Raw genomic sequence first — 25,655 nt, 5'->3', positions numbered from 1 at the left:
GCCTGCTCGCGATGACGGCGGCGCATCCAGCATCGATGCAAACTGACCCACTGAGCTGGTCTAATGGCCCCGGACACCTCAATGGGTGAAACTACACCCATTGAGGAATATTCCATGACTAAGAAATACAGAAAATTCGACGCCGAGTTCAAGCTGAAGGTCTGCAAGATGATTGTTGATCAAGGTCTGAGCGTGAACTCGGTTTGTACCGATTTAGGCCTGAGCGACACCGCCGTGCGCCGCTGGGTTCAGCAGTATCAAACCGAGCAGTCGGGCGGTACGGGGATTGGCAAACCATTGACCAGCGACCAGCAGCGTATTCGCCAGCTTGAACAGCAAGTCCGCGAACTGAAGACGGATAATGACATATTAAAAAAAGCTACGGCCTTCTTTGCCCGCGAGTTGAAGTGATCCACCAGTTGGTTCACCAAATTCAATGCAAGGCCTACCCGGTGGCGCGTATCTGCCGGGTGTTGCGGATCAGTCGTTCGGGGTTTTACGAAGCTCGTCAGAGGCGTTTGAAGCCAAAACCTGTGTGCTCGGTTGCCGCTCAGCTCAAGGCTGCCTTCGTGTCCAATGAACACTGTTATGGCAGTCGTCGTTTGGTGAAAGCGCTGCGTGACACTGGCGTCTCCGTTGGACGGAACAAGGTCCGCCGCCTGATGAAACAACAGGATTTGCGCCCGATCTGGAAGCGCAAGTTCGTTCATACCACTGACAGCAATCACAATTTTCCGGTGGCTGAGAACCTGCTCAATCGCCAGTTCAATCCCGAGCGCATCAACCAGTCGTGGGTCGCTGACATCACCTACATCCGTACCCGCAGCGGCTGGTTGTACCTGGCGGCCGTCATGGACCTGTACTCACGCAAAATCGTGGGCTGGGCCATGGCACCCCACATGCGGGCAGAGTTGGTATGCAGTGCGATGCAACTGGCCATCGCGCAGAGGCAACCTGAACCGGGCCTGATCGCACACTCGGATCGAGGCAGCCAGTATGCCGGTACGGATTACCAGGACTTGCTGACGCGACATGGAATGCGTTGCAGCATGAGTCGCAAGGGCAACTGCTGGGACAATGCGGTCATGGAGCGCTTCTTCTTGAATCTGAAGATGGAGCGTGTTTGGCGCAAGGATTACGCCAACCATGGCGAAGCGATCAAGGACATCACGGACTACATCGTGCGGTTCTACAACGGAAGGCGAATCCATTCATCCTTGGGCTATTTACCGCCCAATCAGTATGAGCGGCAAGCAGCCTGAAAAACACCGATTGAGGTGTCCGGAAAAAGTTGACCACCTCACTTTTCAGGATGGGTGGATTCAGTCAACCGGGCGATTGAGCACCGACTCGATGCTGGCGATCAGTTCCGCGCAGCGAAACGGCTTGGGGAAGAACGCCACCGGCTCTGCTGCGCCAGCCTTGACGCGGGGCATCGGGGCGCAATGGCCGGTGATGAAAATGACCGGGATGTGAATGCCTTGGGTGGCCAGTTCGTTATACATCTGGATGCCGCTCATGCCGGGCATCCTGATATCCGAGATCAGGCAGGCGGTCTGTTCGGGGCCGCTGGAGGCCAGGAAGTCCAACGCGTTGGCATAGGTTCGAACGGTATAGCCGCTGGAGCGTAAGAGACCATCCAATGCGACTCGAACGGACTCATCATCATCGACCACTGAAATAATTGCGGTATTGGACATTTAGGTACCGAAGGTGATGTCAGGTCGCCATAAAGGCCCCGTCTTCCCTGCAAGATACCTTGTCCTGTCACCCCGCCAAGTTATACCTGGGTATGAACCTTCAACCGGCGCGGTGCATCTCCAGCGCCTGGGCCATGCGCACCAGATCGGCGAACGAGCGCGCGCACATCTTGCGCATGGCCTGGCCTCGGTGAATCTTGACCGTGATTTCACTCAGGCCGATTTCCCCGGCGATCTGTTTGTTCATCAAGCCCGATACGGCCAGGGCCATCACCTGTTGTTCCCGGGCCGTCAAGGTGGCGTAGCAGTCCTGGAGCTCCTGACGGCTACGGTCGGACTCGCGGCGCAGCCGGTCGCGCTGGAGAGCGGTGGACACCGCATCGATCAGGTCCTGCTCCCGGAACGGTTTGCTCAGGAAGTCCACCGCCCCGGCTTTCATGGCCTTTACCGTCATGGCGATATCGCCATAGCCGGTCATGAACACGATCGGCAGGTTGATATTGGCCGTTGCCAGTTGCTCCTGGAAGTCCAGGCCGCTGGTACCCCGCAGTCGTACATCCAGCACCAGGCAACTGGGCTGGTCGGGACGAGGGTGTTGCATGAACTCCGCCACCGAGCCGAACAAGGCGACCTGTAGGCCAATGGAACGCAACAGGCTGCCGAGGGCTTCGCGCAGCGGTTGATCGTCGTCGACGATATAGACGAGCGGCTCGTCGTTGATGGCCTGGCAGGTGGAGTGGGTTGGCGTCATTGGGTTTCCGAAGCAAATCATGCAGATAGGACATAAACCCTGAAATTCTGCCACGGCCCTGAAGCGCTGCATACCGAAGTATCGGTGAGCTTGCCTAAAGGTTGAATGGATAGTCCCTAGGTACAACAGACAGCGGGCGGCTGCGGGCTTAACCTGCCGGCATACCGTCGCCGGTGCGTCTCGATGAAAGGGCCGGCGACGATTCTGTCCACTCTGACTCAATGGCCTGGCGCCTGGGACGGCTACTATGATGAACAGAAATGACCTGCGTCGTGCTGACATCAATCTGCTGGTTGTCTTCGAAACCCTGATGCATGAGCGAAATGTCAGTCGTGTCGGTGACAAGCTGTTTCTCGGTCAACCGACAATCAGCAGTGCACTGGCGCGCTTGCGACTGATGTTCGATGACCCCTTGTTCATCCGTTCGGGCCGCTTGATGGAGCCGACATCGCGGGCCCATGAGATATTTTCCAACCTGAGCCCGGCGCTGGATGGCATCGCCGCTGCCCTGAGCCGCTGCCAGGCGTTCGATCCGAGCACCAGTGAGGCGACCTTTCATATCGGACTGTCCGATGACGTTGAATACGCGTTGCTGCCGGACCTGTTGCGCCGCCTGCGGGTCGAGGCACCGGGCACGACTTTGGTGGTGCGCCGGGCTGATCAATGGCAAATGTCCCAGTTGCTGATCAGCGGGGAAATCACCCTCGGCATCAGCCATACCCTGGAGTTGCCGGCCAACGCCCGGCGCAAGGACTTGCGCCAGATTCGACCGATGCTGCTGCGGGCCGATTCGCAGCCCGGCGAACTGAGCCTGGACGAGTTCTGCTGTCGGCCCCACGCGGTGGTGTCGTCCATGGGCAATGTCATCGACGACTCGGATCGCGCCTTGAACCTGATCGGGCGCCAACGCCGGGTGGTGCTGACCGTGCCACAGTTCAGCGCCTTGCCCGTGTTGCTGGCCCACAGCGACATGATCGCCATCGTGCCGGACTATGTGGCCCAGGCAATGGCGATGGGCACTGGCCTGAGGGCCGAACCGGCACCGATCCGCCTGCCTGAGCACGCGTTGTCGATGGTCTGGGGCGGTGCTTCTCACAATGATCCGGGAGAGTGCTGGCTACGCTCCCGTTGCAGCGCGTTCGTGGTTGAGCACGCCGAGCATCAAGAGTCGAGGAAGGTCGCTTGAGCGTTGCGGGCTGGCTGATCCCCTTTCGGAGCGTATCCCTCGGGGTCGACGTGGGCTTGCGCCTTCGTCACCAGCCGCTGTACCCATCCGGCATCCTGCTCGTTGATCACGGCGTAGCGCTCCGGAGGGAAAAAGGTCCAGTGATGGGCGGCCTCGGCAAGGCGCTTGAGTTCATCGCCAGACAACCAGTACGACGTGTCGATCAAGGGAATCGGTGCGCCGTCGAAACGCCGGCCCAGTGGCAGGTTGGTGCCGGGGGCAAAGGCAATCGCCAGCTGCTCGCGTGGTTGAAGCAGCTTGCCCGGCGCAGGCGTTTGCCCAATCCGATCATAAGTGAAGTTGCCCGGGAACTGCTCCTTGAGCACCAGCCAGTGCCCCGCCTCGGTCTTGGCCAGGATCCACTGCGCTACACCGCTGTCTTGCACGTGCTCGATTTTATCGTTGACCCAGAGCATGAGGGTGTTGCAGTCCGGGTCATAGTCGTTGGACCACAGGCAGAAACCTGAGACCAGGGTATGGCGCTCAAGCTCGATCCGTCCTTGGTCCGGCAGGGACTGCCAGTAGCGTATGGTCGGGTCGTGTTTGTCCCGCAGGAAATTGCACAGCGCCCAGGCCGTCGTGGAAAGCAGCATCGGAACCACCAGCCAGCCAAGGGACTCACCGATGATGAGGTCCAGGTCCGGGCCGGGGACGAACAGCGTTCGATAGAGCAACACCCCCAGGAGTAATGCGATGGGCGGCAGCAGGGGGCCGAAGCACAGCGGCGCCATCAGCACCACGAGCCAGTCGAAACGGTGATGGGCCGCATAGACCCGGGCCCAGGCCAGCTCCTGGGCGAGCATTGGCGCCTGTTCCCGCGGGCCGATGGCTGGGTCAGGGGTCTGGAAACGCTTGAACTGTGTGTAGGGATCATTGCTCATGGACGAAATCATCTTCCTGAAGTCATCGTTGGGACGTCGCCGTGATCAACACAATCACAGATATCCGCGCAATCCCAAAGCCTCGTCACAACCCGGCGCTGTCTTGCATCCGGAGTTGCTCAGCAGGAGGGATCCATTCCCGGCCGATTATCCGTTTTCGGCACAATTGTCCGGTTTGCCTGGGAGGCGGAATGGAACTTGCCTGATCTTTGGTTCATAAGCCGAGGAAATCGATGAAGGTCGGGTCAATGAATAACAACAGCATCGCGGCACCGGTCAATCGGTTCCGTACCGGCGACATCGACGAGCATGCCCGCAACATGGGCGGTTGGCAGGTCAGTTACGACCAGTTGACCCCCGGACGCTTCGAAGGCGAGTTGATCGAGTTCCGTTCCGACTGGATGCAATTGGTGCGCGACCGCTCTAATCAGGCCATGACCAAGCGCGGGACGGCCTGGGAAGGGGCAATCACCTTCAGCATGCCACTGGTGGCGGACGGTCCGGTCGTTTGCTGCGGGCATCCGATCCTCGAACCCAGCTTGCTGGTGGCCCGTGGGCACAATTTGCCTGAACTGCGTACGCCCCAGCATCTTGATGTGCTGGGTGTCGCCATCGACGAGCAGGCGCTGGCCCATGTGTTGGAACGCCAGGGCAGTCGTTTTCGAATTACCGATCTTCCCAAGTGTTACCGCCTCGGCGACTCGACACTGCCGGCTGAGTTGGCGACATTGTTCGCTGAGTTGGAAAGCGACCAGAGGCGGAACTCACTGCTGGGGTACGAGTCGATCCGCCGTGGCCTGCGGGATACGGTGATGCTCCACCTGCTGGAACTGGTGGCTCCGGATGAGGCGCCGCCCCTCAGCCCCACGGCGCGCAAACGCATGGTCGACCGGGCCCGGGAGTACGCGCTGGCCCACGTCGACGAGCCGCTGTCGATCCTTGACCTGTGTAACCACATCGGCGCCAGCCGGCGCAAATTGCAGTATTGCTTCCAGGAAACCCTGGGCATCAACCCCGTGGCCTATTTACGGGCGTTGCGTCTCAATGCCGTGCGCCGTGAACTGCGCAGCGGCGATCAGGTCCAAGGGGTGCAGGAGGTGGCGGCGCGCTGGGGTTTCTGGCACCTGAGCCGGTTTTCCAGCGACTATCGGGTGCTGTTCGGCGAAACACCTTCGCAAACCCTGCGTCGCACGCATCTGTGCTGAAAACGGATAACGGCTGACGGCACCGGCTCCCTAGGATGACCCCACCACCATACGGTCGGAAGGGGCATTCGATGAATCAGAATAAGAAAACAAACGTCTTGCGCTTTACGTGGTTGACCCTGGGGATGCTCGGCCTCTGCGCCGGCGCCCATGGCACCGAAAATGGCGCACCGACCACGGCGGTCGGGGTCTATGACTTCGGTGCGGGCATGATGCCGCCGGCCACGCCCTTCGGGACCGTCGGCCTGCGCACGGCGTTTTACTCAGCCAATGTGCAGAAAGATCGCCACGGTAACTCCCAGGACAACAACTTCTCCCTGGACGTGCTGTCCATCGGCGTCGCCTACATGCGCATGACCGATTACACCGTGCTGGGCGCCAAGTATGGCTTCGGCACCGTGGTGCCATTCTTCAAGATGGACGCCTCGGTGCAGGTGCAGACACCCATCGGCCCGCTGGACCTTGAGGCCGATCCGTTTCGTCTGGCGGACGTCCAGTTCCTGCCGCTGATCCTGCAATGGACCCTGTCGCCGAATCTGTTCGTCAACACCCAGTTCCAGATCCAGGCACCCACCGGCGACTACGACAAGAATCGCCTGATTTCTCCAGGGCTCAACCACTGGACGTTCTCGCCGATCGTCAACGCCACCTACCTGTCCGACAGCGGCTTTGAGGTGTCCTCAAGCTTTGAAGTCGACGTGAATACCCGCAACAACGCCACCGACTACAAGAGCGGCGTCGAGTACCGCCACGAGTTCGCCGTGGGCCAGCACGTCGGGCCCTGGACCATGGGGGTGGGCGGCTACTACTACCGCCAGTTCACCGATGACGATGCGCCGGGACTGGAGAGCGGCAATCGCGCCCGGGTGATGGCTGTCGGGCCGGCGGTGAGTTACTTCAAGCCCGGCATTCCACCGGTCTGGCTGCACGTCTACAAGGAGTTCGACGCGCGTAACCGTGCCGAGGGCTACACCGCGGCATTGCGTATCTCTCAAAGTTTCTGAAGGGGCTCGCCATGAACCAATCAAGTTCCGTTTCAACGGCCGCGACCCCGTCGCGCCAGGCCGGTCGGCGTGAGGGCCTGGTGCTGATGCTGGGCAGCAGCCTGACCATCATGGGCTCGGTCATGGTTGCGCCGATCCTGCCTCGGTTGGGCGCCGAATTCGGCCCCGTCGAACCGCGTGCCGATCTGCTCGTGCCGCTGGCGGTCACCGGGCCGGCCCTGGCGATTGCCCTGTGCGCGCCCCTGGCCGGTTGGCTGGCCGATCGCGTTGGGCGCAAAGCGCTGCTGGTGCTTGCCACTTTGCTCTATGCCTTGCTCGGTGCGTTGCCGGCGCTGCTCGACAGCCTGCCTGCGATTGTCGGCACAAGGCTGCTGTTCGGCTGCACCGAAGCGGCGGTCATGACTTGCTGCGCCACCCTGATCGCCGACTATTGGCACGGCGAGGAGCGCTTGCGCTACGTCAACCGGCAGGTGGTGACCATCGGCCTGGTAGGCGCGCTGTTCTTCGTCGTGGGCGGGGCGCTCGGGGAGCACTCGTGGCGTTCACCGTTCTTGCTCTATCTCCTGCCGTTGCTGCTGGTACCGGCGATGGTGAAGGTGCTGTGGGAACCGCCGCTGGCGAGGCGCCAAGTGGTTCAGCAGCCGGTCGATGAGACCGGGCCGACCCGGGTCGCGGTGCGGCAGTTGGTGGTCGGCTACCTGATGATCCTGGGTGGCATGGTCCTGACGTTCGTCGTGCCGGTCCAGGCGCCGATGTTGCTGGTCAGCCTCGGCATCACGTCGAGCACGATGATCGGCCTGGCGGCGGGCTTGAGCCTGCTGGCGACCCTGGGTGGTTCGCTGATGTGGCCGTTGTTGCGGCGCCGCTTGGGTGTCGCCGGCTGCAACGCCTTGTTGCTGGGCCTGATAGGCCTGGGTCTATGGCTGCTGATGCGGGGGCAGAGCTACAACGCGGTGCTGGTGGCGGTCTTCATCCAGGGCCTGGGCTCCGGGTTGCTGGTGCCGAATGTGATGGCGCCGGTGATGAATGCCCTGACCGCCAGCACCCGTGGCCGGGGATTGGGCGGATTCACCTCGTTTCTCTACATCGGCCAGTTCGTCAGCCCGCTGGTGGTGGCCTCTGTGATTGCCTTCGCCGGGGACCTGCGCCACGCCATTCAATGGATGGCCTTCGCCGGCCTTGCCGCGGCATTGCTCTGGGTGATTGCCGGTCTGCGCACCCGAGGCCACGTCCACGCGAACGCTGTCGATTCAACGCGTCCGGCTCACGCCAATCGTCATGAATAAGGAATCTGAAGCATGAGTATGCAAGACATCCACCAGTTGATGGATCGCGAAGACGCCATGGGGCTGGCCGAGTGGGTCCGGCGTGGCGAGGTTCGGCCCGATGAATTGCTCGAGGTCGCCATCGAGCGCCTGGAACGGGTCGAGCCACAACTCAATGCCGTGGCCGAGCGCTTGTACGACTCGGCACGGCAAGCGGCGCAGACACCGCAAATGGGGCAGGGTCCGTTGGCCGGCGTACCAACGTTGATCAAGGACCTGTTTTCACCGGTCAACGGTGCGGCGATGACCAACGGCTCCCGCTCCCTGGGTCCCGCTCGAGCGGATTTCGAGGCGGAAGTCGTGACGCGTCTGCGGCGGGCAGGCTGCCAGTTGATGGGCACCAGCACGTCGCCGGAGTTCGGCACGTCGTACTCCACCGAATCCACGCGTTTCGGCGCCACGCGCAACCCGTGGAACACCGATTTCAGTGCCGGTGGCTCCAGCGGCGGCGCGGCGGCGTTGGTGGCGGCCCGGGTGGTGCCATTCGCCCATGGCAACGATGGTGGCGGTTCATTGCGAGTGCCGGCGTCCTGCTGCGGCGTATTCGGCCTCAAGCCCAGCCGTGGCCTGTTGCCGTCGGGGCCGATCGTGGGTGAAGGCTGGGCGGGGATGGGCACGCCCCATGCAATCACCTTGTCGGTGCGTGACAGCGCGGCGTTGTTGGATGCTACCGTCGGGATGGACCTCGGCGCGCCCTATGCAGCACCGGTGCAGGCGTTGCCTTACGTGACGGCAGTGCAGCGCGATCCGAAGCCGCTGCGCATCGCCCTGGTCGAGCAGCTCGGCCCCTGGCCGACGTCGCCGGAAAGCGTGCGAGCGGTGGGCGAGGCGGCACGGTTGTGCGAATCCCTGGGGCATCGTGTCGAGCCGGTGAGCCTGCCGGTGGTGTTGCCGGAATTTCTCGACCAGGTGTTCACCATCATCGGTGCAAGCACTCGCCACTACGTCGATCTGCTGGGCCAGATGCGCGGCTTCGCGGTCCAGGCCGAAGAACTGGAAGTGCGCACCCGGATCATCCTGCGGGACAAGGGCAACGTCAGCGGTGCCCAGTACGCGGCCGCCGTGGAGTGGATACATGCCCTGGGCCGGCAACTGGCGTTGTTCATGCAGGATTACGACCTGATCCTCACCCCGGTCCTGACCCGTGAGCCGGCACCGATTGGCGAGTTGGACATCCAGGATGTGTGCATGAGCCTCGACCAGTTGCTTGAGCGGTACCACAGCTACTCGCCGTTCACGGCGTTGTTCAATGCCAGTGGTCAGCCGGCGATGTCGGTGCCGTTGTCCTGGAGCACCCGGGGCCTGCCGATGGGGGCGCATTTTGCCGGACGCTTTGGCGAGGAGGGCACGTTGCTGGCCCTGGCCGCGCAACTGGAGCGGGCCCAGCCGTGGCGGGGGCGGGTGCCGGCGGTGAATGCGTGTTGGTGAACCTGGTTAAGTAGACGCAGCGCTTGCTCACGATGCCCGCCACCTCCAGGGGGCGGGCGTCGGAAAAAAACCAGGGTCCCGCAATCGCTGCCGAGTGTCGCGTCAGAAAACCTGAACGCTGCTCCAGGATTAGACTGAATATCCTGCGCAGATCGTTGCGCGGGTAGCCAGGCGGGCGCTCCCGCGTTTGCCAGGCGTTCCACACTCGGTGACGCAGCAACGCGCAGCCGTGTGTCAATCCATCCGACCACCGCAACAGTGTTCAGGTCCTGCATGCCCGTGTCGACGGTGGCCTTCGCACAGGAGGGTACGTAATGGACGAGGCAAAACTCAACGAGTTCATGGGCAAGCTGGTGTCCGATATGGGCGCCTCGGCAATGCTCGCCAATGTGATTCTTGGCGATGAGCTCGGGTTGTACAAAGCCATGGCGGATAGCCGGCCGGTCACCCCTCAGGAACTCGCGTCCAGGACAGGCTGCAATCCGCGACTGGTTCGGGAATGGCTCAGCGCTCACGCGGCATCCGGGTACATGGAACATCACGAGGGGCAGTTCGTCCTGCCTGAAGAACAGGCATTGGCGCTGGCCATCGAGGATTCACCGGTGTACGTGGCAGGCGGCGTCATGGTGGTCGCGTCGATGTTCCACGACAAGGACAAACTCGTGGCGGCCATGCGCGGAGATGGAGGACTGCCCTGGGGTGACCACCACCCCTGCATGTTCCACGGTACCGAACGCTTTTTCCGGCCCGGGTACAAGTCTTATCTGGTGTCGCAATGGTTGCCGGCGCTGGAAGGGGTCGTCGATAAGCTCACCGCTGGCGCCAAGGTGGCAGATATCGGCTGTGGGCACGGTGCTTCGACCATCGTCATGGCACAAGCCTTCCCAGCCTCGCGCTTTGTAGGGTTTGACTACCATGCACCCTCCATTACCGCGGCGACGCAACGTGCCGAAGAGGGTGGCGTCGCCGACCGCGTCAACTTTGCCCAAAATACCGCGAAGGACTTCCCGGGGGACGATTACGACCTGGTCTGCTACTTCGATTGCCTGCACGACATGGGCGACCCGGTCGGTGCCGCGCAGCATGCCTATCGGTCGCTGAAGGCAGACGGTACGGTGTTGCTTGTCGAGCCCTATGCCAAAGACACGCTGGACGAGAACATGACCCCCGTCGGACGACTGTTCTATGCCGCTTCCACCTTCATCTGTACACCGAACTCGCTGTCCCAGGAGGTAGGCTTGGGCTTGGGTGCACAGGCCGGGGAGGCGAGGTTACGGGAGGTATTCACCGAGGCGGGTTTCAAACACTTCCGTCGTGCAACGGAGACGCCTTTCAACCTGATCCTGGAGGCTCGCAAGTAAGCGTGCAGGGATGGGCCGTGTACGGGTTGAGGATCTGTGCACGGCCTTCTATTTTGTCTTCGCCGCCCACTCGTTGAACGCTGCTGACATGATTTCCCACGTTTCTCTGTCAGCCGGGATCAAGTGCTCGATGCGCAGTGACTCGACTGTGATGTCGAGCGGCATCCCGAACGTGGTAAAGGTGGACAGGAATTTCAGCTCGCCGTGTTCATGGCGCACCCGGGTCAACACCACAGGGGGGGGCGTCGTGTTCAATGGCAGGGGCTGAAAACCTGGCATTTCCCGCAGGAGGCGAGCCAGCTCTGGGTTGCTCACCGCTTCCCTGGCTGCACGTTGCCAGGCGATTGCGCGTATCTCGTTCGCATTGAGCAGATGATCTCCCAGGCCTCCGGGGCGCAGCAGGGTGTCCAGAAGGTTCAGGCCCGACTGGGTGTCTGCTTCGATGCCGAGCATGGCGAGCAGCAGGCCGGTGCTGGCATTGGCTGCGACGATATCCCAGTTGCTGGTGATGACGATGGCCGGGGCCGGATTGTTGGCCTGCAGGATGTGATCTACCGCGTCATGCACCATTTTCATCACGGGAGCGTCGGGGGCGGACGCAACGTAGCGGGGCGCAAAGCCTGCCGCGAGAAATACGTCATTGCAATGTTCCAGGGGAACGTCCAGTGCTGAAAGAAGGGCATGAAGAGTGCTGGGACTCGCCTTGGCGCGAGCCGTCTCCACACAACTGAGGTGACGCTGGGATACACCCGCGAGTAGTGCAAGCTCCAGTTGGCTAAGCCCCGCCTGGCGGCGTAGCCGGCGCAGTTGTTCTCCGGCGGATGTACAGGCAACCGGGCTTGTCGAATGGAAAGGTTTAGGGCTCATGCTTCGACTCTGACTGTCCTTGTGGGAAGCGTCTATGACCTGTCAGGTCATTGAGGCATGGGCGACTCTACCACTACGGTGAGGGAGATCATTCGCCAGGGAGAAGAAGATGAGGGCCAGTTGCTTCGCGTCAGTGGTATTAGTGACTTTCGTGGTTTATACCGGCTGGACGATGGCGATGGCTGACCAGTCGCTTATCGCCTTCGGCCTTCAGTTGATGTCTCGGCCCGATACAGCACAAGTCGTCATCGATCTCTATTTGATGGCTGCGCTGGCGTGTGTCTGGATGGTTAACGATACGCGCCTGCGCGGCGGCACGTTACTTGGCGTAATACCCTACCTGTTGATCACGGCAGTGTTCGTTTCTGTGGGGCCACTGCTGTATCTCGCGGTCAAGGGAATTGCGGGGAGGCACAGGGTATGAGCACCGTCATGTCTGCTTACGCCCTCTGTGTAGTGGCACTGTTCCTGAAGATGCTGCTGATCTCTTGTTATCAGGGTTACGTCCGTCTCCGTTTCAATGCATTCACAAATCAGGAAGACGCCGCTTTTTTCAAGCGATCAGCCCATGCCGAGGAACGGCCGGAAGTCATCCGGGCCATGGGGGCCTGGAGGAACGATCTGGAAAACATCCCGATGTTCATCGCGATGGGTGGGCTGGCTATCGCACTTGATGTACCCGGCGTCTTGACCTTTTGGCTGAGTGTACTGTTTACAATTGCCAGGTTCCTGCACACAGTCACCTACCTGGCAAGCTGGCAACCATGGAGAACGGTGAGTTACGGTATCGGCATTCTGTGCCTGATAGGGCTGGCCGGTATGGTTACGGTGAAGGTGTTGATGGGTTGCAACGCTCCATAGGCTTCGGGCTTATCAAGTGCCCAGCAGCGCGGAGCCATTTTCCACACTTTTTCTGATCAAGGAAGATAACAACATTGAAAGCAGCTTTAGGTGGCCTGTTTCTCACCTGCCTGACTGCCATCGCAGTCGCTGACGAAAGCCCTGTCGGCTTCTACGCTTCGACATTGCCGGACACGGATAATGACCGTGCGCTGGAGATGATTGTCTGGTACCCAAGTGCAACCACCGCGATCGCGCAGATGATCGCTGATGACGTGGTCTTTGTCGGTAATGCTGCCGTTCGTAACGCGCCGCCCATCGCTGGCGAGCATCCATTGGTGGTGCTTTCCCACGGATACAGGGGCAACTGGGGCAACCAGACCTGGCTTGCCAGTGCGTTGGCTCATCGGGGCTACATCGTTGCTGCGGTCAACCATCCCGGTACCACGACCCATGACCGTAGTCCTCAGGCAGCGGCGCAGTTATGGCAACGTCCGGCCGATCTGCGCCGGGTCATTGATGCGGTCACCACTCAACCTGAAAAGTTTGGCCTGGTCGCGAAGCGCCGAGTGGCTGTAGTGGGCCATTCCCTGGGGGGCTGGACGGCCCTGGAGATTGCGGGTGCTCGCTTTGACCCAGACCGCTTTGCCCAAGACTGCAAAGTCCATCCACAGTTGAGCAGCTGCACCGTTTACGGACAGATAAACCCCGTGAGGTCCCCAGAATCAAAGGCCGCGCTGGCCGCCGACTGGCGCGATGAACGCATCACTGCTGTGGTCACATTGGACCTGGGCCTTTCACGAGGCCTAACCGATGCAAGCCTTGCGGCGCTGCCGGTACCCACGCTGGTGATCGCTGCCGGTGTACCGTCCGACGATCTTCCCGCCCAGTTAGAGTCCGCCAACCTGGCGAAACGCCTGCCCGCTGTGTCCAGCCGTTACATCGAAATCAGCGACGCAAGCCATTTCAGCTTCCTGTCGATGTGCAAACCTGGCGCGCAAGCCTTGCTGGAAGAAGACGTACCCGGCGATGGCATCATTTGCCAGGACGGCGAAAATGGTCGTCCGCGCGAGGTGATCCAACAGCAGATTACGTCGCTGATTGCCGAGTTTCTCGCGCAACCACCAGGCAGCCAGGAGGCACACACCCACCTGCTGCCCGAATGGCAGTTGATCGAGGACGAGCGGGACGATTGAGTCTATAGATAGTCCCGAAGCCCTGTGGGAGCGAGCCTGCTCGCGATAGCGGTGGATCAGCTTGCGTGATGTTGGCTGGGCTGACGCTATCGCGAGCAAGCCCGCTCCCACATCTGGACTGTCTGGATAGGCTTCATAGCCACCGGGGCGTGGTGAAGAACGAGGCCATTTCCGAACGGGCCAGTGCCGAGCCGAAGTAGGGGCCCTGGACATGGTCGCAGGCCACGCTGCGCAGTTGTCTGAATTGCCGGGCGTTCTCGATGCCTTCGGCGGTGACCATCAGGCCCACGCTGCGGCTCAGCCGGATCATCGCCAGGACGCCTTCGTGATCATGCTCCAGGCCCAGTTGCGAGAGGATATTGCGATCGAAGCGGATGCCGTCGAACGGCTGGTTCAGGACTTCGCGCAGGGATGCGATGTTGGTGCCGAACTTGTCGATGTTGATCCGCACCCCCAGGCCCTTGAGGGCATGCAGGGTGTCGGCGACGGTCTTGTGGTCGACCAGCAGAATGCCCTCGGCCACTTCCAGGGTCAGTCGATGGGGGGCCAGGTCGCTCGCCTCTAGGGCTGTCTGCACTTGATTGAGCAAGAAGCTGCTGCCGAACCATTTCGGCGACACCGCGACGGAGACGTTGACCGGTGTCGGCCAGCTCGCCGCTTCCTCACAGACGTTGATCAGCATCCATGTCCCCAGCTCCTCCAACTGGCCTGACGCTTCGGCAACCGGAATGAAGTCGTCACCGCCCAGTTCACCCTTTTCAGGATGGTGCCAGAACGTCTGGGCTTCAAAGCCGTACAACTGCTCGGCGTTGACATCGAAGCGTGGCAGGTAACGCAGTTCCAACTGGTCCCGGTGCATGGCGTCGCGCAGTTGCTGTTCATAGCGTCGGCGATCACGGGCGACGTTACCCATCGCTTCCACGTAGACGCGCCAGGTGTTGCGACCGGCTGCCTTGGCCGCATACAAGGCAATGTCGGCCTGGCGCAACAGTTCATCGGCACGGCGGTCACCGGGTTGCGACCAGGCCACCCCAATGCTCACGCCCAGGTACAGGGTATTGCCGTCCAGGTGCATGGGGCGCTGCATGCAGTCGATCAGACGGCCACAGAGTTGATCGAGGTCGTGGGCATTGCCCGGTTCCGGCATGACGATGACAAACTCGTCGCCGCCCAGGCGGGCCACCAGGTCGGAGTCGCGCACGTTCTGTTGAAGGATATGGGCCACTTCCTTCAACACTTTGTCGCCCACGGCATGCCCAAGGGAGTCGTTGACCGGCTTGAAGCGGTCCATGTCCAGGTTCAACACCGCCAACGACACGCCGTTGGCCGGGTCCAGGTGCTCGCTGAGGCAATCGAACAGCCGGTTGCGGTTGGCCAGCCCGGTCAGCGGGTCGTGCAGGGACAGGTGCTTGATCTGGGCCAATGCCCGCAGTTCATCGGTGATATCGGTGGCGGTGCCGCGAAAACCCAGGGCGCCGGATTCAATGGCCCGGACCGAGAGTTTGCAGGTGCGTATGCGTTGATTGCGTGCGGTGTACTCGCACAACAGCGGGTTCGATGATGCGTTGTTGGCACCGCTGAGCAACCATTGGGCAATGGAAATCGAGCCGCCGTGGGGATGCAGCAGCCGGTGCAGGGGCTTGCCCAGCCACTCGGTGGGACTGAACCCGGTCACTTGTTCGAAGCGTTCCGACAGATAGGTCAATGTTCCGGCCGAATCGACCTCCCATAGCCAGTCGGAGGACACTTCGGCGATGTCGCGGAAGCGTTCTTCACTGCGCTCCAACGCCTTGCGGTGGGCCAGCAGGCTGTCGTACTGGTGTTCCTGGGCGCGAAGCATCATCAGCGCATGTCGCAACACCGCGAGGGCCAGGATCCCCAGGATCAGCAGCGCCAGCACCAGAAAGGGCAGCAGTGCCTTGCGCAGATCGTTGCCGGGAGTCGGCGGTCGCCATGCCAGGGCCTCGTGGATGTTGTCGCCAAGGGATAACTCGGCCGTGCCGTCCGGACCCGGCTTATGAGCGATGTAGGCATCGGGGAGGGCGAAGTTCCGGGCCAGGTTCTCCAGCGAGACCGGGTCGAGGACTTTCACGAACAGCATCACGCTCGGCGGTCCCGGGATCTCGCGCACGCTGTTGTCCGTGCCGGTGGTGATGGCCGACGCGGCGACGAACGCGGGTGCGCCCTCGTGATGCATCAACTTGACGATGACTTCGTCACGATTTTCCGCAGCGCCGGCAGTCTTTCTCAGGCCTTGCAGGTCCCCCGCCAGCCAGGTGCTGGCATCGGCCTCGCTCATTTCGCCATCGATCACCGAGTAAACCGTTTTGCCCTTGGGGGAGATGACGAACACGGCCTGGTAGCCGTAGAGCGAAGAGACGCTACTGCCGACGTTTTCCTGGTCGTAGGCCCATGCCTTATCCACCTTTACATGCAGATGCCGGTAGGCGTCACTCCACTTGGAGTAGTCGTTCAGGTCGCGACCGATGCCGGTGCGAATGCCGTCGATGGCCCTTTGGGCGAAAAACAGGCTCTGTTCCCGGGCGCGCTCGTCCTGGGCCCTGGTGATGTTGAGCAGCACGGCGATAGCCAGCGCGGACATGGCAAACAGCAGGAACATGATGGCCGGGAAGGTGCGTCGGGTGAAACTTCGGGTTGGCTTGCCCGGGGAAAAATCGGTGGAGTCGTTGCCTGCATCATCGGTCATAAACAAGTCATCAGCTAAACGCGAAATATCCCGCACGCCCCTGTATCGGCTGTCAGGCCAATTAACTTAAGTGACCTGACATCAGATAACTTGATAAAACGGTCAGGTATCGATGGCGCCCCACGATGACTGCCGCTAACGCGCCTAGGTGGCGGACCGCCCAACCCTGTGGGAGCGAGCTTGCTCGCGATGACGGCGGCACATTCAACATCCCTGCAAGCAGACCCACCGCTATCGCGAGCAGGCTCGCTCCCACAGGTTCCGGGGCGTCCACAAAGTAGTGAACACCACAAATCCCCTGTGGGAGCGAGCCTGCTCGCGATAGCGGTGGGTCGGTCAGGCTGGGGTCAGCGCCCGAGCGAGGCGTCGTGGCTCAGGCGCAGTTCGGCGCAGAGGCCGCCGCCTTCGCGGTTGCTCAGGGTCAGTGAGCCGCCCATGGCCATCGCCAGTTGCTGGGCGATGGCCAGTCCCAGCCCGGTGCCGCCGGTTTCACGGTTGCGCGAGCTTTCCACCCGGTAGAACGGCTTGAGCACTTCGGCCAGTTCCTGCTCGTTGATGCCGGGGCCGTGGTCAAGGACCTGGATCGCCAGTTGGCCGTTCGGGTTGGCCTGCACCTCGATCCGTGCCGCACCACCGAACTTCAACGCGTTGTCCACCAGGTTCACCAGCACCCGGCGCAGGGCATGGGGGCGGGTATCGATAACCGCAGCGTTCTTTCCGGACAGTTGCACATCCTGGCCAGTGTCCTGGTAGTCGAACACCAGGCTGTCGAGAAACGCGTCCAGGCTGATGCGGCAACTGGCCTCGGTGGCGCCGTGGATGCTGCGGGCATAGGCCACGCCTTCGCGCACCAGATGTTCCATTTCACCCAGGTCACTCCACAGCTTGTCCTTCTCGATGCCGTCATCCATGAATTCCGCGCGCAGCTTCATGCGGGTGATCGGCGTCTGCAGATCGTGGGAAATCGCCGCCAGCAACTGCATGCGCTCCTTGAGGTAGACAGCGATGCGGTCTTGCATGGCATTGAACGCCTTGGCGGCGTGGACCACTTCGGTCGGGCCTTTTTCATCCAGGCGCACGCTGTGGGCGTTCGGGTCGAGGGTTTCCACCGCCTGGGCCAAGCGGGTCAGCGGGCCGACGGCGATGCGCACGGCCAGCCAGGTACAGCCGATCAGCAGCGCGAACTGTCCCAGCAATACCACTGGCAGCCAGGGGGAGAGGGGCATCATGGCCGGGCGGACGTCGATGGTCAGCGGGCTGCCGTCCCTCAGGCGCAGGTGAGCCTGGTAATGCTTCTGCGGTCCCGGGATGTCGGTAAAGGTCAGGGCATAGGCCTGGCCGATGGCTTCCTCGATCGAACTCACCGAGATCGGCGCGTTGTCACGCTCCATCGGCTGACCGGGTTGACCTTCATTGAGCAGGTAACCGTAGTTGTGCCGGGTGAGCTGGGGCAGCCAGGCCGGGCGTTCGGCGGCAGGCAGGCGATCAAGGATGGCGACGGAAGTGGAGACATCGGTTTCCAGGTTGCCGAGCATGGTGGACTTGGCGGTCTGGTAGCGCTCGTAGTACTGGGCGCCGAACGACAAGCCCTGGGCCAGGATCAGGCCAATCAGGAAAATCAGCGACAGCCGCGAGGCGAGGGTGCGCGGCCAACGTAGCGGCAGGCTCATGTCGAGGCCCTCATGTCGAAGCCTCGAGAATTTCCACCGGCAAGGAGAAGACATAGCCTTCGCTGCGCACGGTCTTGATGTAGGCCGGCTCGCGGGCGTCATCCAACAGGCGCTGGCGCAGGCGGCTGACCAGCAGGTCGATGGAGCGATCGAACAGATCGGCGTCCCGGCCCTGGGTCAGGTTCAGCAGTTGGTCGCGATTGAGCACCCGCTGCGGATGGTCGAGGAACACCCGCAACAGCCGGTATTCCGCGCCGCTCAGGGCGACCATGGTGCCGTCGGTGTCCAGCAGGTGACGCGCCGTGGTGTCCAGGCGCCAGCGACCGAACGCCAGCAATCGACCGCTTTCGGTGACCACCAGGTTGGGCGGCAACATGCGGGTGCGTCGCAACACCGCGTTGATCCGTGCCAACAGCTCACGGGCAGCGAAGGGCTTGACCAGGTAATCGTCGGCACCCATTTCCAGGCCGATGATACGGTCGGTTTCGTCGTTGCGGGCGGTAAGCATCAGTACCGGCGTGGCCTTGTGCTTGCCGGCGCGCAGTTCCCGACACAGCACCAGGCCGTCATCGCCCGGCATCATCAGGTCCAGCACGATCAGGTCCACCGGGGTGGTTTCCAGAAAGGCGCGCATCTGCCGGCCATCGGCGACGACGGTGGTACGCAGGCCGTTCTTCTTCAGGTAGTTGCCCACCAGCTCCCTGATCTCGCGATCGTCATCCACTATCAGCACGTGATCGACATGATCCATGGTGTCCAGCCCTCTTGGCGTTTCGTTGTGAGCAGAATACAGGCGCCGGCGGGCCCGGCTCACGGTGGTTTGTATTGCAGTGTATCTGGCGCGCGACGGATACACAGCGATGCAAAAAGCCCCCTGGCTCGATACAGACGCGATACCTCAAGGGCATTCAATGGCTTCCAACGAGGCAACAACAGGCCTCGGCAGAAAACACACCCATTGAACGAACCGAGGACACCGCCATGAACACCAAAGCCATCTACGCCGCTTGCCTTTTCGCCGCGCTGAACATCTGCACCCTGTCGGCCCGGGCCGAAAGCAACGTCCAGGCACAGCCTTATGCCTACGGCACTCACCTGGATGTCAAGCAGGTGCTGTCGCTGACTGAAGACGCCGACCCGACCTGCGGAGTGGTGGACGCTCGCATGACCTACCTGGATTCAGCGGGCCACAAGCAGGCGTTGGACTACCGCAAGCTGTCTGACAATTGCCATGACGGAGACTGAATGTAAATAATTAGAAATGTTAAATAACCTACTGTAATTAAACACTTTATTCTGCGTAATCCGGACTCTGTAGGAGCTGTCGAGCAAAGCGAGGCTGCGATCTTTCCCCTGACACTTGAATCTCAAGCGAAAGATCAAAAGATCGCAGCCTCGCTTCGCTCGACAGCTCCTACGCAATCCAGTACGGCGCTGCGATATTTAGGTGATGCCATGCTTCTGATCGCTTTCCTGGGCGGGATCCTGACGATCCTCAGTCCCTGTATCCTCCCCGTGGTGCCGTTCCTGTTCGCCCGGGCCAATCGTTCATCCGGCTCGGTATTGCTGACGCTGCTGGGTATGGTCCTGACGTTCGCCCTGGTGGCGAGCCTGGCGGTGGTGAGTAGCGATTGGGTGCTGCGGGCCAGCAATGTCGGGCGGCAAGTCGCGCTGGTGGTGATGGTGCTGTTCGCGCTGTCGTTGATGTTCAGTCAGGTCGGTACCTGGCTGGCACGGCCGCTGGTGAGCCTGGGTAACCGGGTCGACGCCGGTGCCGGGAAGGTGGCCGGGCCGCTGGCGTCGGTATTGATCGGGGTCGCCACCGGCTTGCTCTGGGCGCCGTGTGCAGGGCCCATCCTCGGCGTGATCCTGACCGGCGCCATGTTGCAGGGTGCCAGTGCCGAAACCAGCCTGTTGCTGCTTGCCTACGGCCTGGGCAGTGCCTTGTCGCTGGGGACGCTGATCCTGGCCGGGCGCGGGCTGACCAGCCGCCTCAAACTGTCGCTGCCGATCACCACCTGGCTGCGCCGGGGCACCGGGGCCTTGGTGTTGCTGGCCGCCGTGGCGATTGGCAGCGGTGTCGACGATCGTCTGCTGGCAAGCGTGTCCTCCGCGCAGGCCGGGTCCTTGGAACAGGGCCTGCTGGAGAAAGTGCCCAAGGCCATCGATTTTCTGGTCGACAAGGCCAGCGCCAAACCCTTGCAAGACCTCGAGTCCCAGGGCGCCATGCCTTCGCTGGACGGCGCGGTGCAATGGCTGAACTCACCGCCGCTGAACAGCGAATCCCTGAAGGGCAAAGTGGTGCTGGTGGATTTCTGGACCTACGACTGCATCAACTGCCAGCACACGCTGCCCCATGTGAACGACTGGGCCAAGAAGTATGAGAAGGACGGGCTGCTGGTGATCGGCGTTCACACCCCGGAATACGGCTACGAGAAGATCATCGACAACGTGCGCCAGCAGGTTCGCAAGCTGGACATCAACTACCCGGTGGCGATCGACAACCAGTATGCGATCTGGCGCGCTTTCAACAACCAGTACTGGCCGGCGCATTACTTCATCGATGCCAAGGGGCAAGTGCGCTACAGCCATTTTGGTGAAGGTCGGTACGCCGAGCAGGAACAAGTGATTCAGCAACTGCTGCAGGAGGCCAAGGCGAGCCAGTAATCGCTGTGGCGAAGGGCCAGTCCAGTGCTGGCCCCCAGTCCGTTTTAAGGTTGTCAAACTTCTTTCATTTCAGAACGTTGGACGACAAACCTATGCGATTTTCTATGTGGGGCTTGGCCATGTGGGTCGTAGCGACATCGCTCCTGGCCTGTGTATCGCTCGAAGCCCAGGCCCGGGCGCTGACGCAAAACCAGCAGTCGGTATGTCGTTGGGGGTCAGACATCGCGGCAGGCGCGCAGGCCTCCAAGCTTTCCGGCGTCTCCCTGTACGGTGCCCGGAAAAAGTTACAAGTGCGCAAGTTTCCCCGGCCATGGATGCGCATGACCGCCCTGGGCATCACGGAACAGACCTACGACAGCGCCTCTCGCCTCAAGCCCGCCGCAGTCAAACAGACCTACTACGAACAGTGCGTGCGTCACGAGCTGGCGCGCCGATAGCCGACGCATGCCGGTTCAGTCGGGCAGATAGTCCCGCCAGACACGGCCTTCGTCGAGCTGCAGCTGCTGTTCTTCCGCTTGCCGAAACCGGCGGTCGCAGTCGAGGAAGAACTCATCGAGTTGTGGGGGCTCGATGTCGGTGTCGCTGAGCATGGTGTGGACCTGTCCCCGGTGATGGATCTGGTGCTCGAGCAAGTGAAGCAGCAACCGGTCGATCCGCTCGAGCACCACCATGCCGTCGGCGCGTACCAGCTCGACAGATCGGGCGAGGTCTTTCTCCCGTAGGGATTCGCAGAATGTTACCAGTCGCTGGTCAGTGCGGGTCTGGTTTTGCACCAGATCGGCAAAGGCCAGGGTTTCGGAGAAATCCTGGTGCTGACCGGCACGATCATCTTCAAGAGCCGTAAGGTAATAGCGATCCACTTCCAGGATATGGCACAGCGTGGCTTGTATGGACGGAAAGAAACCCGTGCGCCGCGTCAGGTACTCGTCCTCGCTCAACTGCGCGCAGGTGCCGAGCAGGCGGTGGTTGGCCCATTGATTGTTCAGGGCCTGGGCCAGGAAATAGTTCATGGAAAACCTCCCACAGGGGTTCATGTGCAGGCTGATAGTCCTCCATAACACCTCGGTCAGTGTGGGAGCGAGCCTGCTCGCGATGACGGTGGCATATCCAGCATAGCCGTTCCAGGCAGACCGCCATCGCGAGCAGGCTCGCTCCCACAGGGGGGCTTCATTTATATGGGTAGTCAGAGCCCCACATCCGGCAGCACCGGCCGATTCGCCAGGGCCTTGGCCATGATCTGCTCCACATACACCCGGTCTTCTTCCGGCAGGGCCAGGCGTGGTGGACGGGTGAGGGCGCTGCCGCGGCCGGCGATGGCTTCGCACAGTTTGATGCATTGCACCAGGTCGGCGCGGGCGTCGAGGTGCAGGATCGGCATCAGCCATTCGTAGATCGGCATCGCTTCGGCGAAACGCCCGTCGCGGGCCAGGCGGAAGATGGTTTCGCCTTCTTTCGGGAACACGTTGGACATCCCCGAAACCCAGCCCTCGGCACCCACGGCGAGGCTTTCCAGCACCACGTCGTCGAGGCCTGCGAACAGTACAAAGCGATCGCCCACTTCATTGCGCACGTCGATGAAGCGCCGGGTGTCGCCGGAGGAGTCCTTGAAGCACACCACGTTGTCGCAATCGGCCAGGGAGATCAGGATGTCCGGGGTTACGTCGTTCTTGTAGATCGGCGGGTTGTTGTAGACCATCAGCGGCACGTCGGCATGCCGGGCTACATAGCGGAAATGCTCGGCGGTTTCGAACGGCTTGGAGCCGTAGACCAGCGCCGGCATCAGCATCACGCCATCGACGCCGACCTTGCGCACGGCATTGGCGACCTTGGCCGCCTGCACGCTGGTGAATTCGGCCACGCCGCAGATCACCGGCACCCGGCCCCGGGAGGCGTCCACCGCGACCTCGGTCACGGCGATTTTCTCTTCGGCACTGAGGGAGGTGTTTTCCCCCACCGAACCACAGACCACCAGGCCCGAGACGCCATCACGAATGACGTTGGAAATGACCTCATGGGTTTTATCCAGGTTGATGGAAAAGTCAGCGTTGAATTGGGTGGTGACAGCGGGGAATACGCCGCTCCAGTTGATGCGTTTGCTCATGGGTTATCTCCGGTGGTTGATGGTTTGTGGCGAGGGGATTTATCCCCGCTGGCTGTGTAGGAGCTGTCGAGCGAAGCGAGGCTGCGATCTTTCCCTTGACACTTGAGTCCCAAGTGAAAGATCAAAAGATCGCAGGCTTCGCCAGCTCCTACAGAGCCCAGCGGGGATAAATCCCCTCACCACAAGGGGTCGATGTGAATTTGGGAGTCATGCGCCGGGCCACGTATCCGAAAGCCGATAGCCCTGCGGCCACGGATCGGCCGGATCCAGCAGCAGTTGATGGGTCCCGGTGATCCACGCCCGCCCGGCAATGCACGGATAGATTGCCGGGCGCCCGGCCACGTCGGTCAGCGAGTCGATGCGGCAATGGAATTCGGAGCCGATGATCGAGCGTCCGATGAACCGCTCGCCCACCTGCATCAACCCCTTGGCCTGCAGCACCGCCATGCGCGCCGAGCAACCGGTGCCGGTGGGGGAGCGGTCGATCTTGCCGGGCTGGATCACCACAGCGTTGGCGCCGGTGGCGATGCCTTCCTCAATGACGATGGGCGCAGCGATCTGGCAGAACGAGATATGCGACCAGTCTGGATTCAGCGGATGCTCGAAACCCAGTTGCTCATTGGCGGCCCGGGTGATTTTCAAGCCCACGGCCACCAGGTCGGCGGCCTCGTCCGGGCGGATGGCAAAGCCCAGGCGCTGGGCGTCGGCGATGACAAAACTGTCGCCACCATAGGCCGTGTCCACCTGCAGCGAGCCCAGGCCCTCGACCTCGATCCAGGCGTCGAGACGGTCGGCGAAGGACGGCACGTTCTTGATCTCCACCCGTTGCACCTTGCCGTCGCGGCAATCGGCGACGGCCTCGATCAACCCGCCAGGGGCTTCCAGCACCAGGCGGGTCTGGGGTTCGCTCATGGGCAGGATGCCGCTGTCCAGCAGCACGGTTGCCACGCACAGCGAGTTGGAGCCGGACATCGGCGGGGTGTCGGCCGGCTCCATGATGATCCAGGCCATGTGCGCCCGTGGGTCCTTGGCCGGCACCAGCAGGTTGACGTGGCGGAACACGCCGCCACGGGGTTCGTTAAGGACGAAGTTGCGCAGGGTCTCGTCCTGGGCGATCCAGCGCGACTGTTCCCACACCGTGGCGCCGGGGGGAGGGGCGACGCCGCCGACGATCACATCGCCGACTTCGCCTTCGGCGTGGCAGCTGACGATGTGGATTATTTTCGATGAGCGCATTGGGCTGTTCCTTGTGTTGTCTGTTCGGGCCTCATCGCGAGCAGGCTCGCTCCCACATGGGATTTGTGTTCAACACCGAACCCTGTGGGAGCGAGCCTGCTCGCGATAGGGCCATTGGCTATTTCACCGACTTGAGAAACGCCGCCGTCTCCCGCTGCATCGGGTTGCCGATCACCTGGTCCGGCGGCCCGATCTCATGGACCCGGCCATTGCAAAAGAACGCCACGCGGTCGGACACGTCCCGGGCGAAGCGGATCTCGTGGGTCACCAGCACCATGGTCATGCCGTCCTCGGCGAGCATGCGCATGGTGTCCAGTACCTCGCCCACCAGTTGCGGGTCCAGGGCCGAGGTGGCTTCGTCGAACAGCATGTAGTCCGGCGACATCGCCAGGGCCCGGGCGATGGCCATGCGCTGTTGCTGGCCGCCGGACAGCTTGTTCGGAAAGGCCTTGAGCTTGTCCCCCAGGCCCACGTGCTCTAGCTGTTTCACCGCCAGGGCCTCGGCATCCTGCTTGCTTTTACCCAGCACCTTGCGCGGCGCCAGCATCACGTTTTCCAGCACGGTCAGGTGCGGGAAGGCGTTCCATTGCTGGAAGACAATGCCGATCTTCTGCCGCAGGTGATTGAGATCGGTGGCGCGGTCATGGACCTCGACACCGTCGACGCGGATGCTGCCTTGCTGGATCGGCTCCAGGCCGTTGATGCACATCAGCAGGGTCGACTTGCCGGAACCCGAGCCACCGATGATCGACACCACTTCGCCCTTGTCCACGGTCAGGCTCACACCCTTGACCACTTCCAGGTCGCCGAAGGATTTGTGCACGTTCTCGATCTCAATCATTTTCCTGCCACCTTCTTTCCAGACGTGCGCCGAGGCGGGCAACCACCAGGCTCATGACGTAGTAAATGAGGCCTGCGATGCACAGCACCAGCAGGGGTTCCTGAATACGCGTAACGATGGTTTGCGAGGCGCGCAGCAGCTCGACGATGCCGATCCACATCACCAGGGCGGTGTCCTTCATCACGCCGAGCACCAGGTTCAGCCAGCCGGGAAATGCCACGCGCGTGGCAATCGGCAGGACGATGAAACGCAGGTCCTGCAGGTAGCTCAGGCCCAGGGAACGGCTGGCCCGCCGAGTGCTCAGGGGCACCGCCAACACACCGCCGCGGACGATCTCGGTGAAGTACGCGGCGGCGTAGACCCCGAGCACGATGCAACCGACGGCGAAGGCGCTGAGGTTCAGGCCGACGATGCTCTTGAGCGAATTGAACAGCACGAACTGGATCAGCAGCGGCACACTGCGAAACACATCCAGTAGCCAGGCCAGCGGCAGGCTGGCCCGGGGCAACAGCGCCCGGAGCAGGCCGAACAGCAACCCGGCCAGGGTGCCGAGCAGGATCGACCACACGGTCAGTTGCAGCGTGACCCAGGCTCCGTCGAGCAAGAACAACAGGTCGTTGACGGTAAGGCTTGTGGCAAACATGACCAGC

25 protein-coding genes are annotated in these 25,655 nt (G+C 61.8%); 13 read left to right on the top strand and 12 right to left on the bottom strand.

Annotated features, from left to right (window positions below; all coding sequences use genetic code 11):
• The first annotated feature begins 114 nt into the window (after positions 1–114).
• A protein-coding gene (locus LOY67_RS15140) for an IS3 family transposase (RefSeq protein WP_265063257.1) occupies positions 115–1,262 on the top strand; the annotation gives its coding sequence in 2 pieces (ribosomal slippage) (positions 115–370 and positions 370–1,262; 1,149 coding nt in all).
• Between the two features lie 60 nt (positions 1,263–1,322).
• On the opposite strand, the gene LOY67_RS15135 is transcribed toward LOY67_RS15140, so the two are convergent.
• Together LOY67_RS15135 and LOY67_RS15130 are read right to left on the bottom strand one after the other, a co-directional pair.
• A complete protein-coding gene (locus tag LOY67_RS15135; protein ID WP_265063256.1) occupies positions 1,323–1,700 on the bottom strand; it encodes a response regulator transcription factor in 378 nt (125 codons plus the stop codon).
• Between the two features lie 100 nt (positions 1,701–1,800).
• The gene (locus LOY67_RS15130) at positions 1,801–2,451 is read right to left on the bottom strand and encodes a response regulator transcription factor (RefSeq protein WP_265063255.1); all 651 of its coding nucleotides are present in this window, start codon (positions 2,449–2,451) and stop codon (positions 1,801–1,803) included.
• Between the two features lie 247 nt (positions 2,452–2,698).
• Between LOY67_RS15130 and LOY67_RS15125 the strand changes: the two genes are divergently transcribed.
• Positions 2,699–3,637 (top strand): LysR family transcriptional regulator, encoded by a 939-nt coding sequence (locus tag LOY67_RS15125; RefSeq protein ID WP_320109988.1) that lies wholly within the window; start codon positions 2,699–2,701, stop codon positions 3,635–3,637.
• Here LOY67_RS15125 and LOY67_RS15120 read toward each other — a convergent pair.
• Entirely contained in the window at positions 3,613–4,557 is a 945-nt protein-coding gene (locus LOY67_RS15120) for a hypothetical protein (protein ID WP_265063254.1), read from the bottom strand. The genes LOY67_RS15125 and LOY67_RS15120 overlap by 25 nt on opposite strands.
• Positions 4,558–4,805: 248 nt before the next feature.
• On the opposite strand from LOY67_RS15120, the gene LOY67_RS15115 reads away from it, so the two are divergent.
• From LOY67_RS15115 to LOY67_RS15095, 5 genes are all read left to right on the top strand, one after another.
• On the top strand, positions 4,806–5,762 hold the full coding sequence (locus LOY67_RS15115) for a helix-turn-helix domain-containing protein (protein ID WP_265063253.1): 957 nt from the start codon (positions 4,806–4,808) through the stop codon (positions 5,760–5,762).
• 71 nt (positions 5,763–5,833) lie between these two features.
• Positions 5,834–6,766: a transporter gene (locus LOY67_RS15110; protein ID WP_265063252.1), complete on the top strand. Its 933-nt coding sequence runs from the start codon at positions 5,834–5,836 to the stop codon at positions 6,764–6,766.
• An 11-nt stretch (positions 6,767–6,777) separates the two neighbouring features.
• Positions 6,778–8,052, top strand: a complete 1,275-nt coding sequence (locus LOY67_RS15105) for an MFS transporter (RefSeq protein WP_265063251.1) — start codon at positions 6,778–6,780, stop codon at positions 8,050–8,052.
• A 12-nt stretch (positions 8,053–8,064) separates the two neighbouring features.
• Positions 8,065–9,519: an amidase gene (locus LOY67_RS15100; protein ID WP_265063250.1), complete on the top strand. Its 1,455-nt coding sequence runs from the start codon at positions 8,065–8,067 to the stop codon at positions 9,517–9,519.
• Between the two features lie 314 nt (positions 9,520–9,833).
• A complete protein-coding gene (locus tag LOY67_RS15095) occupies positions 9,834–10,880 on the top strand; it encodes a class I SAM-dependent methyltransferase (RefSeq protein WP_265063249.1) in 1,047 nt (348 codons plus the stop codon).
• Between the two features lie 48 nt (positions 10,881–10,928).
• On the opposite strand, the gene LOY67_RS15090 is transcribed toward LOY67_RS15095, so the two are convergent.
• The gene (locus tag LOY67_RS15090) at positions 10,929–11,747 is read right to left on the bottom strand and encodes a helix-turn-helix domain-containing protein (protein WP_265063248.1); all 819 of its coding nucleotides are present in this window, start codon (positions 11,745–11,747) and stop codon (positions 10,929–10,931) included.
• 109 nt (positions 11,748–11,856) lie between these two features.
• Here LOY67_RS15090 and LOY67_RS15085 point away from each other — a divergent pair, with 109 nt between their 5' ends.
• The 3 genes from LOY67_RS15085 (at position 11,857) to LOY67_RS15075 (ending at position 13,783) form a co-directional block, all read left to right on the top strand.
• Positions 11,857–12,171, top strand: coding sequence for a DUF2834 domain-containing protein (locus LOY67_RS15085; protein ID WP_265063247.1), 315 nt, complete (start codon positions 11,857–11,859; stop codon positions 12,169–12,171).
• Entirely contained in the window at positions 12,168–12,608 is a 441-nt protein-coding gene (locus LOY67_RS15080; protein ID WP_265063246.1) for an MAPEG family protein, read from the top strand. The genes LOY67_RS15085 and LOY67_RS15080 overlap by 4 nt, the downstream gene beginning before the upstream one ends.
• A gap of 74 nt (positions 12,609–12,682) precedes the next feature.
• Positions 12,683–13,783 carry an alpha/beta hydrolase family protein gene (locus tag LOY67_RS15075; RefSeq protein WP_265063245.1) on the top strand — a complete coding sequence of 367 codons (1,101 nt, stop codon included), beginning with the start codon at positions 12,683–12,685 and terminating at the stop codon, positions 13,781–13,783.
• Between the two features lie 133 nt (positions 13,784–13,916).
• Here the strand turns inward: LOY67_RS15075 and LOY67_RS15070 are convergent, their stop codons facing one another.
• From LOY67_RS15070 to LOY67_RS15060, 3 genes are all read right to left on the bottom strand, one after another.
• Positions 13,917–16,490 (bottom strand): EAL domain-containing protein, encoded by a 2,574-nt coding sequence (locus LOY67_RS15070; RefSeq protein WP_265063244.1) that lies wholly within the window; start codon positions 16,488–16,490, stop codon positions 13,917–13,919.
• 347 nt (positions 16,491–16,837) lie between these two features.
• Positions 16,838–18,160: an ATP-binding protein gene (locus LOY67_RS15065; RefSeq protein ID WP_265063243.1), complete on the bottom strand. Its 1,323-nt coding sequence runs from the start codon at positions 18,158–18,160 to the stop codon at positions 16,838–16,840.
• 10 nt (positions 18,161–18,170) lie between these two features.
• Positions 18,171–18,911: a response regulator gene (locus LOY67_RS15060; protein ID WP_024777760.1), complete on the bottom strand. Its 741-nt coding sequence runs from the start codon at positions 18,909–18,911 to the stop codon at positions 18,171–18,173.
• A 230-nt stretch (positions 18,912–19,141) separates the two neighbouring features.
• On the opposite strand from LOY67_RS15060, the gene LOY67_RS15055 reads away from it, so the two are divergent.
• The 3 genes from LOY67_RS15055 (at position 19,142) to LOY67_RS15045 (ending at position 21,264) form a co-directional block, all read left to right on the top strand.
• Positions 19,142–19,405 (top strand): DUF2790 domain-containing protein, encoded by a 264-nt coding sequence (locus tag LOY67_RS15055; RefSeq protein WP_265063242.1) that lies wholly within the window; start codon positions 19,142–19,144, stop codon positions 19,403–19,405.
• Positions 19,406–19,615: 210 nt separating this feature from the next.
• Positions 19,616–20,827, top strand: coding sequence for a cytochrome c biogenesis protein DipZ (locus LOY67_RS15050; RefSeq protein ID WP_265063241.1), 1,212 nt, complete (start codon positions 19,616–19,618; stop codon positions 20,825–20,827).
• Between the two features lie 119 nt (positions 20,828–20,946).
• Positions 20,947–21,264 carry a hypothetical protein gene (locus tag LOY67_RS15045; RefSeq protein WP_265063240.1) on the top strand — a complete coding sequence of 106 codons (318 nt, stop codon included), beginning with the start codon at positions 20,947–20,949 and terminating at the stop codon, positions 21,262–21,264.
• Between the two features lie 15 nt (positions 21,265–21,279).
• Here the strand turns inward: LOY67_RS15045 and LOY67_RS15040 are convergent, their stop codons facing one another.
• The 5 genes from LOY67_RS15040 to LOY67_RS15020 all read right to left on the bottom strand — a co-directional run bounded on the left by LOY67_RS15040 (position 21,280) and on the right by LOY67_RS15020 (position 25,648).
• A complete protein-coding gene (locus LOY67_RS15040) occupies positions 21,280–21,837 on the bottom strand; it encodes a DinB family protein (RefSeq protein ID WP_265063239.1) in 558 nt (185 codons plus the stop codon).
• 173 nt (positions 21,838–22,010) lie between these two features.
• The gene (locus LOY67_RS15035; protein WP_265063238.1) at positions 22,011–22,928 is read right to left on the bottom strand and encodes a dihydrodipicolinate synthase family protein; all 918 of its coding nucleotides are present in this window, start codon (positions 22,926–22,928) and stop codon (positions 22,011–22,013) included.
• Positions 22,929–23,135: 207 nt separating this feature from the next.
• Positions 23,136–24,164 (bottom strand): trans-3-hydroxy-L-proline dehydratase, encoded by a 1,029-nt coding sequence (locus tag LOY67_RS15030; protein WP_265063237.1) that lies wholly within the window; start codon positions 24,162–24,164, stop codon positions 23,136–23,138.
• 118 nt (positions 24,165–24,282) lie between these two features.
• Complete coding sequence (locus LOY67_RS15025; RefSeq protein ID WP_041024841.1) at positions 24,283–25,005, bottom strand: amino acid ABC transporter ATP-binding protein; 723 nt, start codon at positions 25,003–25,005, stop codon at positions 24,283–24,285.
• Positions 24,998–25,648 (bottom strand): amino acid ABC transporter permease, encoded by a 651-nt coding sequence (locus LOY67_RS15020; protein ID WP_265063236.1) that lies wholly within the window; start codon positions 25,646–25,648, stop codon positions 24,998–25,000. The genes LOY67_RS15025 and LOY67_RS15020 overlap by 8 nt, the downstream gene beginning before the upstream one ends.
• Positions 25,649–25,655: the final 7 nt, after the last annotated feature.

This window comes from Pseudomonas sp. B21-056 (assembly GCF_026016325.1).
In the GTDB taxonomy this organism is placed as follows: domain Bacteria; phylum Pseudomonadota; class Gammaproteobacteria; order Pseudomonadales; family Pseudomonadaceae; genus Aquipseudomonas.
This window is presented reverse-complemented; position numbering and strand designations above follow the sequence as displayed.

Coding starts and splice junctions, on each gene's coding strand:
- LOY67_RS15135 (WP_265063256.1), bottom strand. CDS start 1,700: ATGTCCAATACCGCAATTATTTCAGTGGTCGATGATGATGAGTCCGTT.
- LOY67_RS15130 (WP_265063255.1), bottom strand. CDS start 2,451: ATGACGCCAACCCACTCCACCTGCCAGGCCATCAACGACGAGCCGCTC.
- LOY67_RS15125 (WP_320109988.1), top strand. CDS start 2,699: ATGATGAACAGAAATGACCTGCGTCGTGCTGACATCAATCTGCTGGTT.
- LOY67_RS15120 (WP_265063254.1), bottom strand. CDS start 4,557: ATGAGCAATGATCCCTACACACAGTTCAAGCGTTTCCAGACCCCTGAC.
- LOY67_RS15115 (WP_265063253.1), top strand. CDS start 4,806: ATGAATAACAACAGCATCGCGGCACCGGTCAATCGGTTCCGTACCGGC.
- LOY67_RS15110 (WP_265063252.1), top strand. CDS start 5,834: ATGAATCAGAATAAGAAAACAAACGTCTTGCGCTTTACGTGGTTGACC.
- LOY67_RS15105 (WP_265063251.1), top strand. CDS start 6,778: ATGAACCAATCAAGTTCCGTTTCAACGGCCGCGACCCCGTCGCGCCAG.
- LOY67_RS15100 (WP_265063250.1), top strand. CDS start 8,065: ATGAGTATGCAAGACATCCACCAGTTGATGGATCGCGAAGACGCCATG.
- LOY67_RS15095 (WP_265063249.1), top strand. CDS start 9,834: ATGGACGAGGCAAAACTCAACGAGTTCATGGGCAAGCTGGTGTCCGAT.
- LOY67_RS15090 (WP_265063248.1), bottom strand. CDS start 11,747: ATGAGCCCTAAACCTTTCCATTCGACAAGCCCGGTTGCCTGTACATCC.
- LOY67_RS15085 (WP_265063247.1), top strand. CDS start 11,857: ATGAGGGCCAGTTGCTTCGCGTCAGTGGTATTAGTGACTTTCGTGGTT.
- LOY67_RS15080 (WP_265063246.1), top strand. CDS start 12,168: ATGAGCACCGTCATGTCTGCTTACGCCCTCTGTGTAGTGGCACTGTTC.
- LOY67_RS15070 (WP_265063244.1), bottom strand. CDS start 16,490: ATGACCGATGATGCAGGCAACGACTCCACCGATTTTTCCCCGGGCAAG.
- LOY67_RS15065 (WP_265063243.1), bottom strand. CDS start 18,160: ATGAGCCTGCCGCTACGTTGGCCGCGCACCCTCGCCTCGCGGCTGTCG.
- LOY67_RS15060 (WP_024777760.1), bottom strand. CDS start 18,911: ATGGATCATGTCGATCACGTGCTGATAGTGGATGACGATCGCGAGATC.
- LOY67_RS15055 (WP_265063242.1), top strand. CDS start 19,142: ATGAACACCAAAGCCATCTACGCCGCTTGCCTTTTCGCCGCGCTGAAC.
- LOY67_RS15050 (WP_265063241.1), top strand. CDS start 19,616: ATGCTTCTGATCGCTTTCCTGGGCGGGATCCTGACGATCCTCAGTCCC.
- LOY67_RS15045 (WP_265063240.1), top strand. CDS start 20,947: ATGTGGGTCGTAGCGACATCGCTCCTGGCCTGTGTATCGCTCGAAGCC.
- LOY67_RS15040 (WP_265063239.1), bottom strand. CDS start 21,837: ATGAACTATTTCCTGGCCCAGGCCCTGAACAATCAATGGGCCAACCAC.
- LOY67_RS15035 (WP_265063238.1), bottom strand. CDS start 22,928: ATGAGCAAACGCATCAACTGGAGCGGCGTATTCCCCGCTGTCACCACC.
- LOY67_RS15030 (WP_265063237.1), bottom strand. CDS start 24,164: ATGCGCTCATCGAAAATAATCCACATCGTCAGCTGCCACGCCGAAGGC.
- LOY67_RS15025 (WP_041024841.1), bottom strand. CDS start 25,005: ATGATTGAGATCGAGAACGTGCACAAATCCTTCGGCGACCTGGAAGTG.
- LOY67_RS15020 (WP_265063236.1), bottom strand. CDS start 25,648: ATGTTTGCCACAAGCCTTACCGTCAACGACCTGTTGTTCTTGCTCGAC.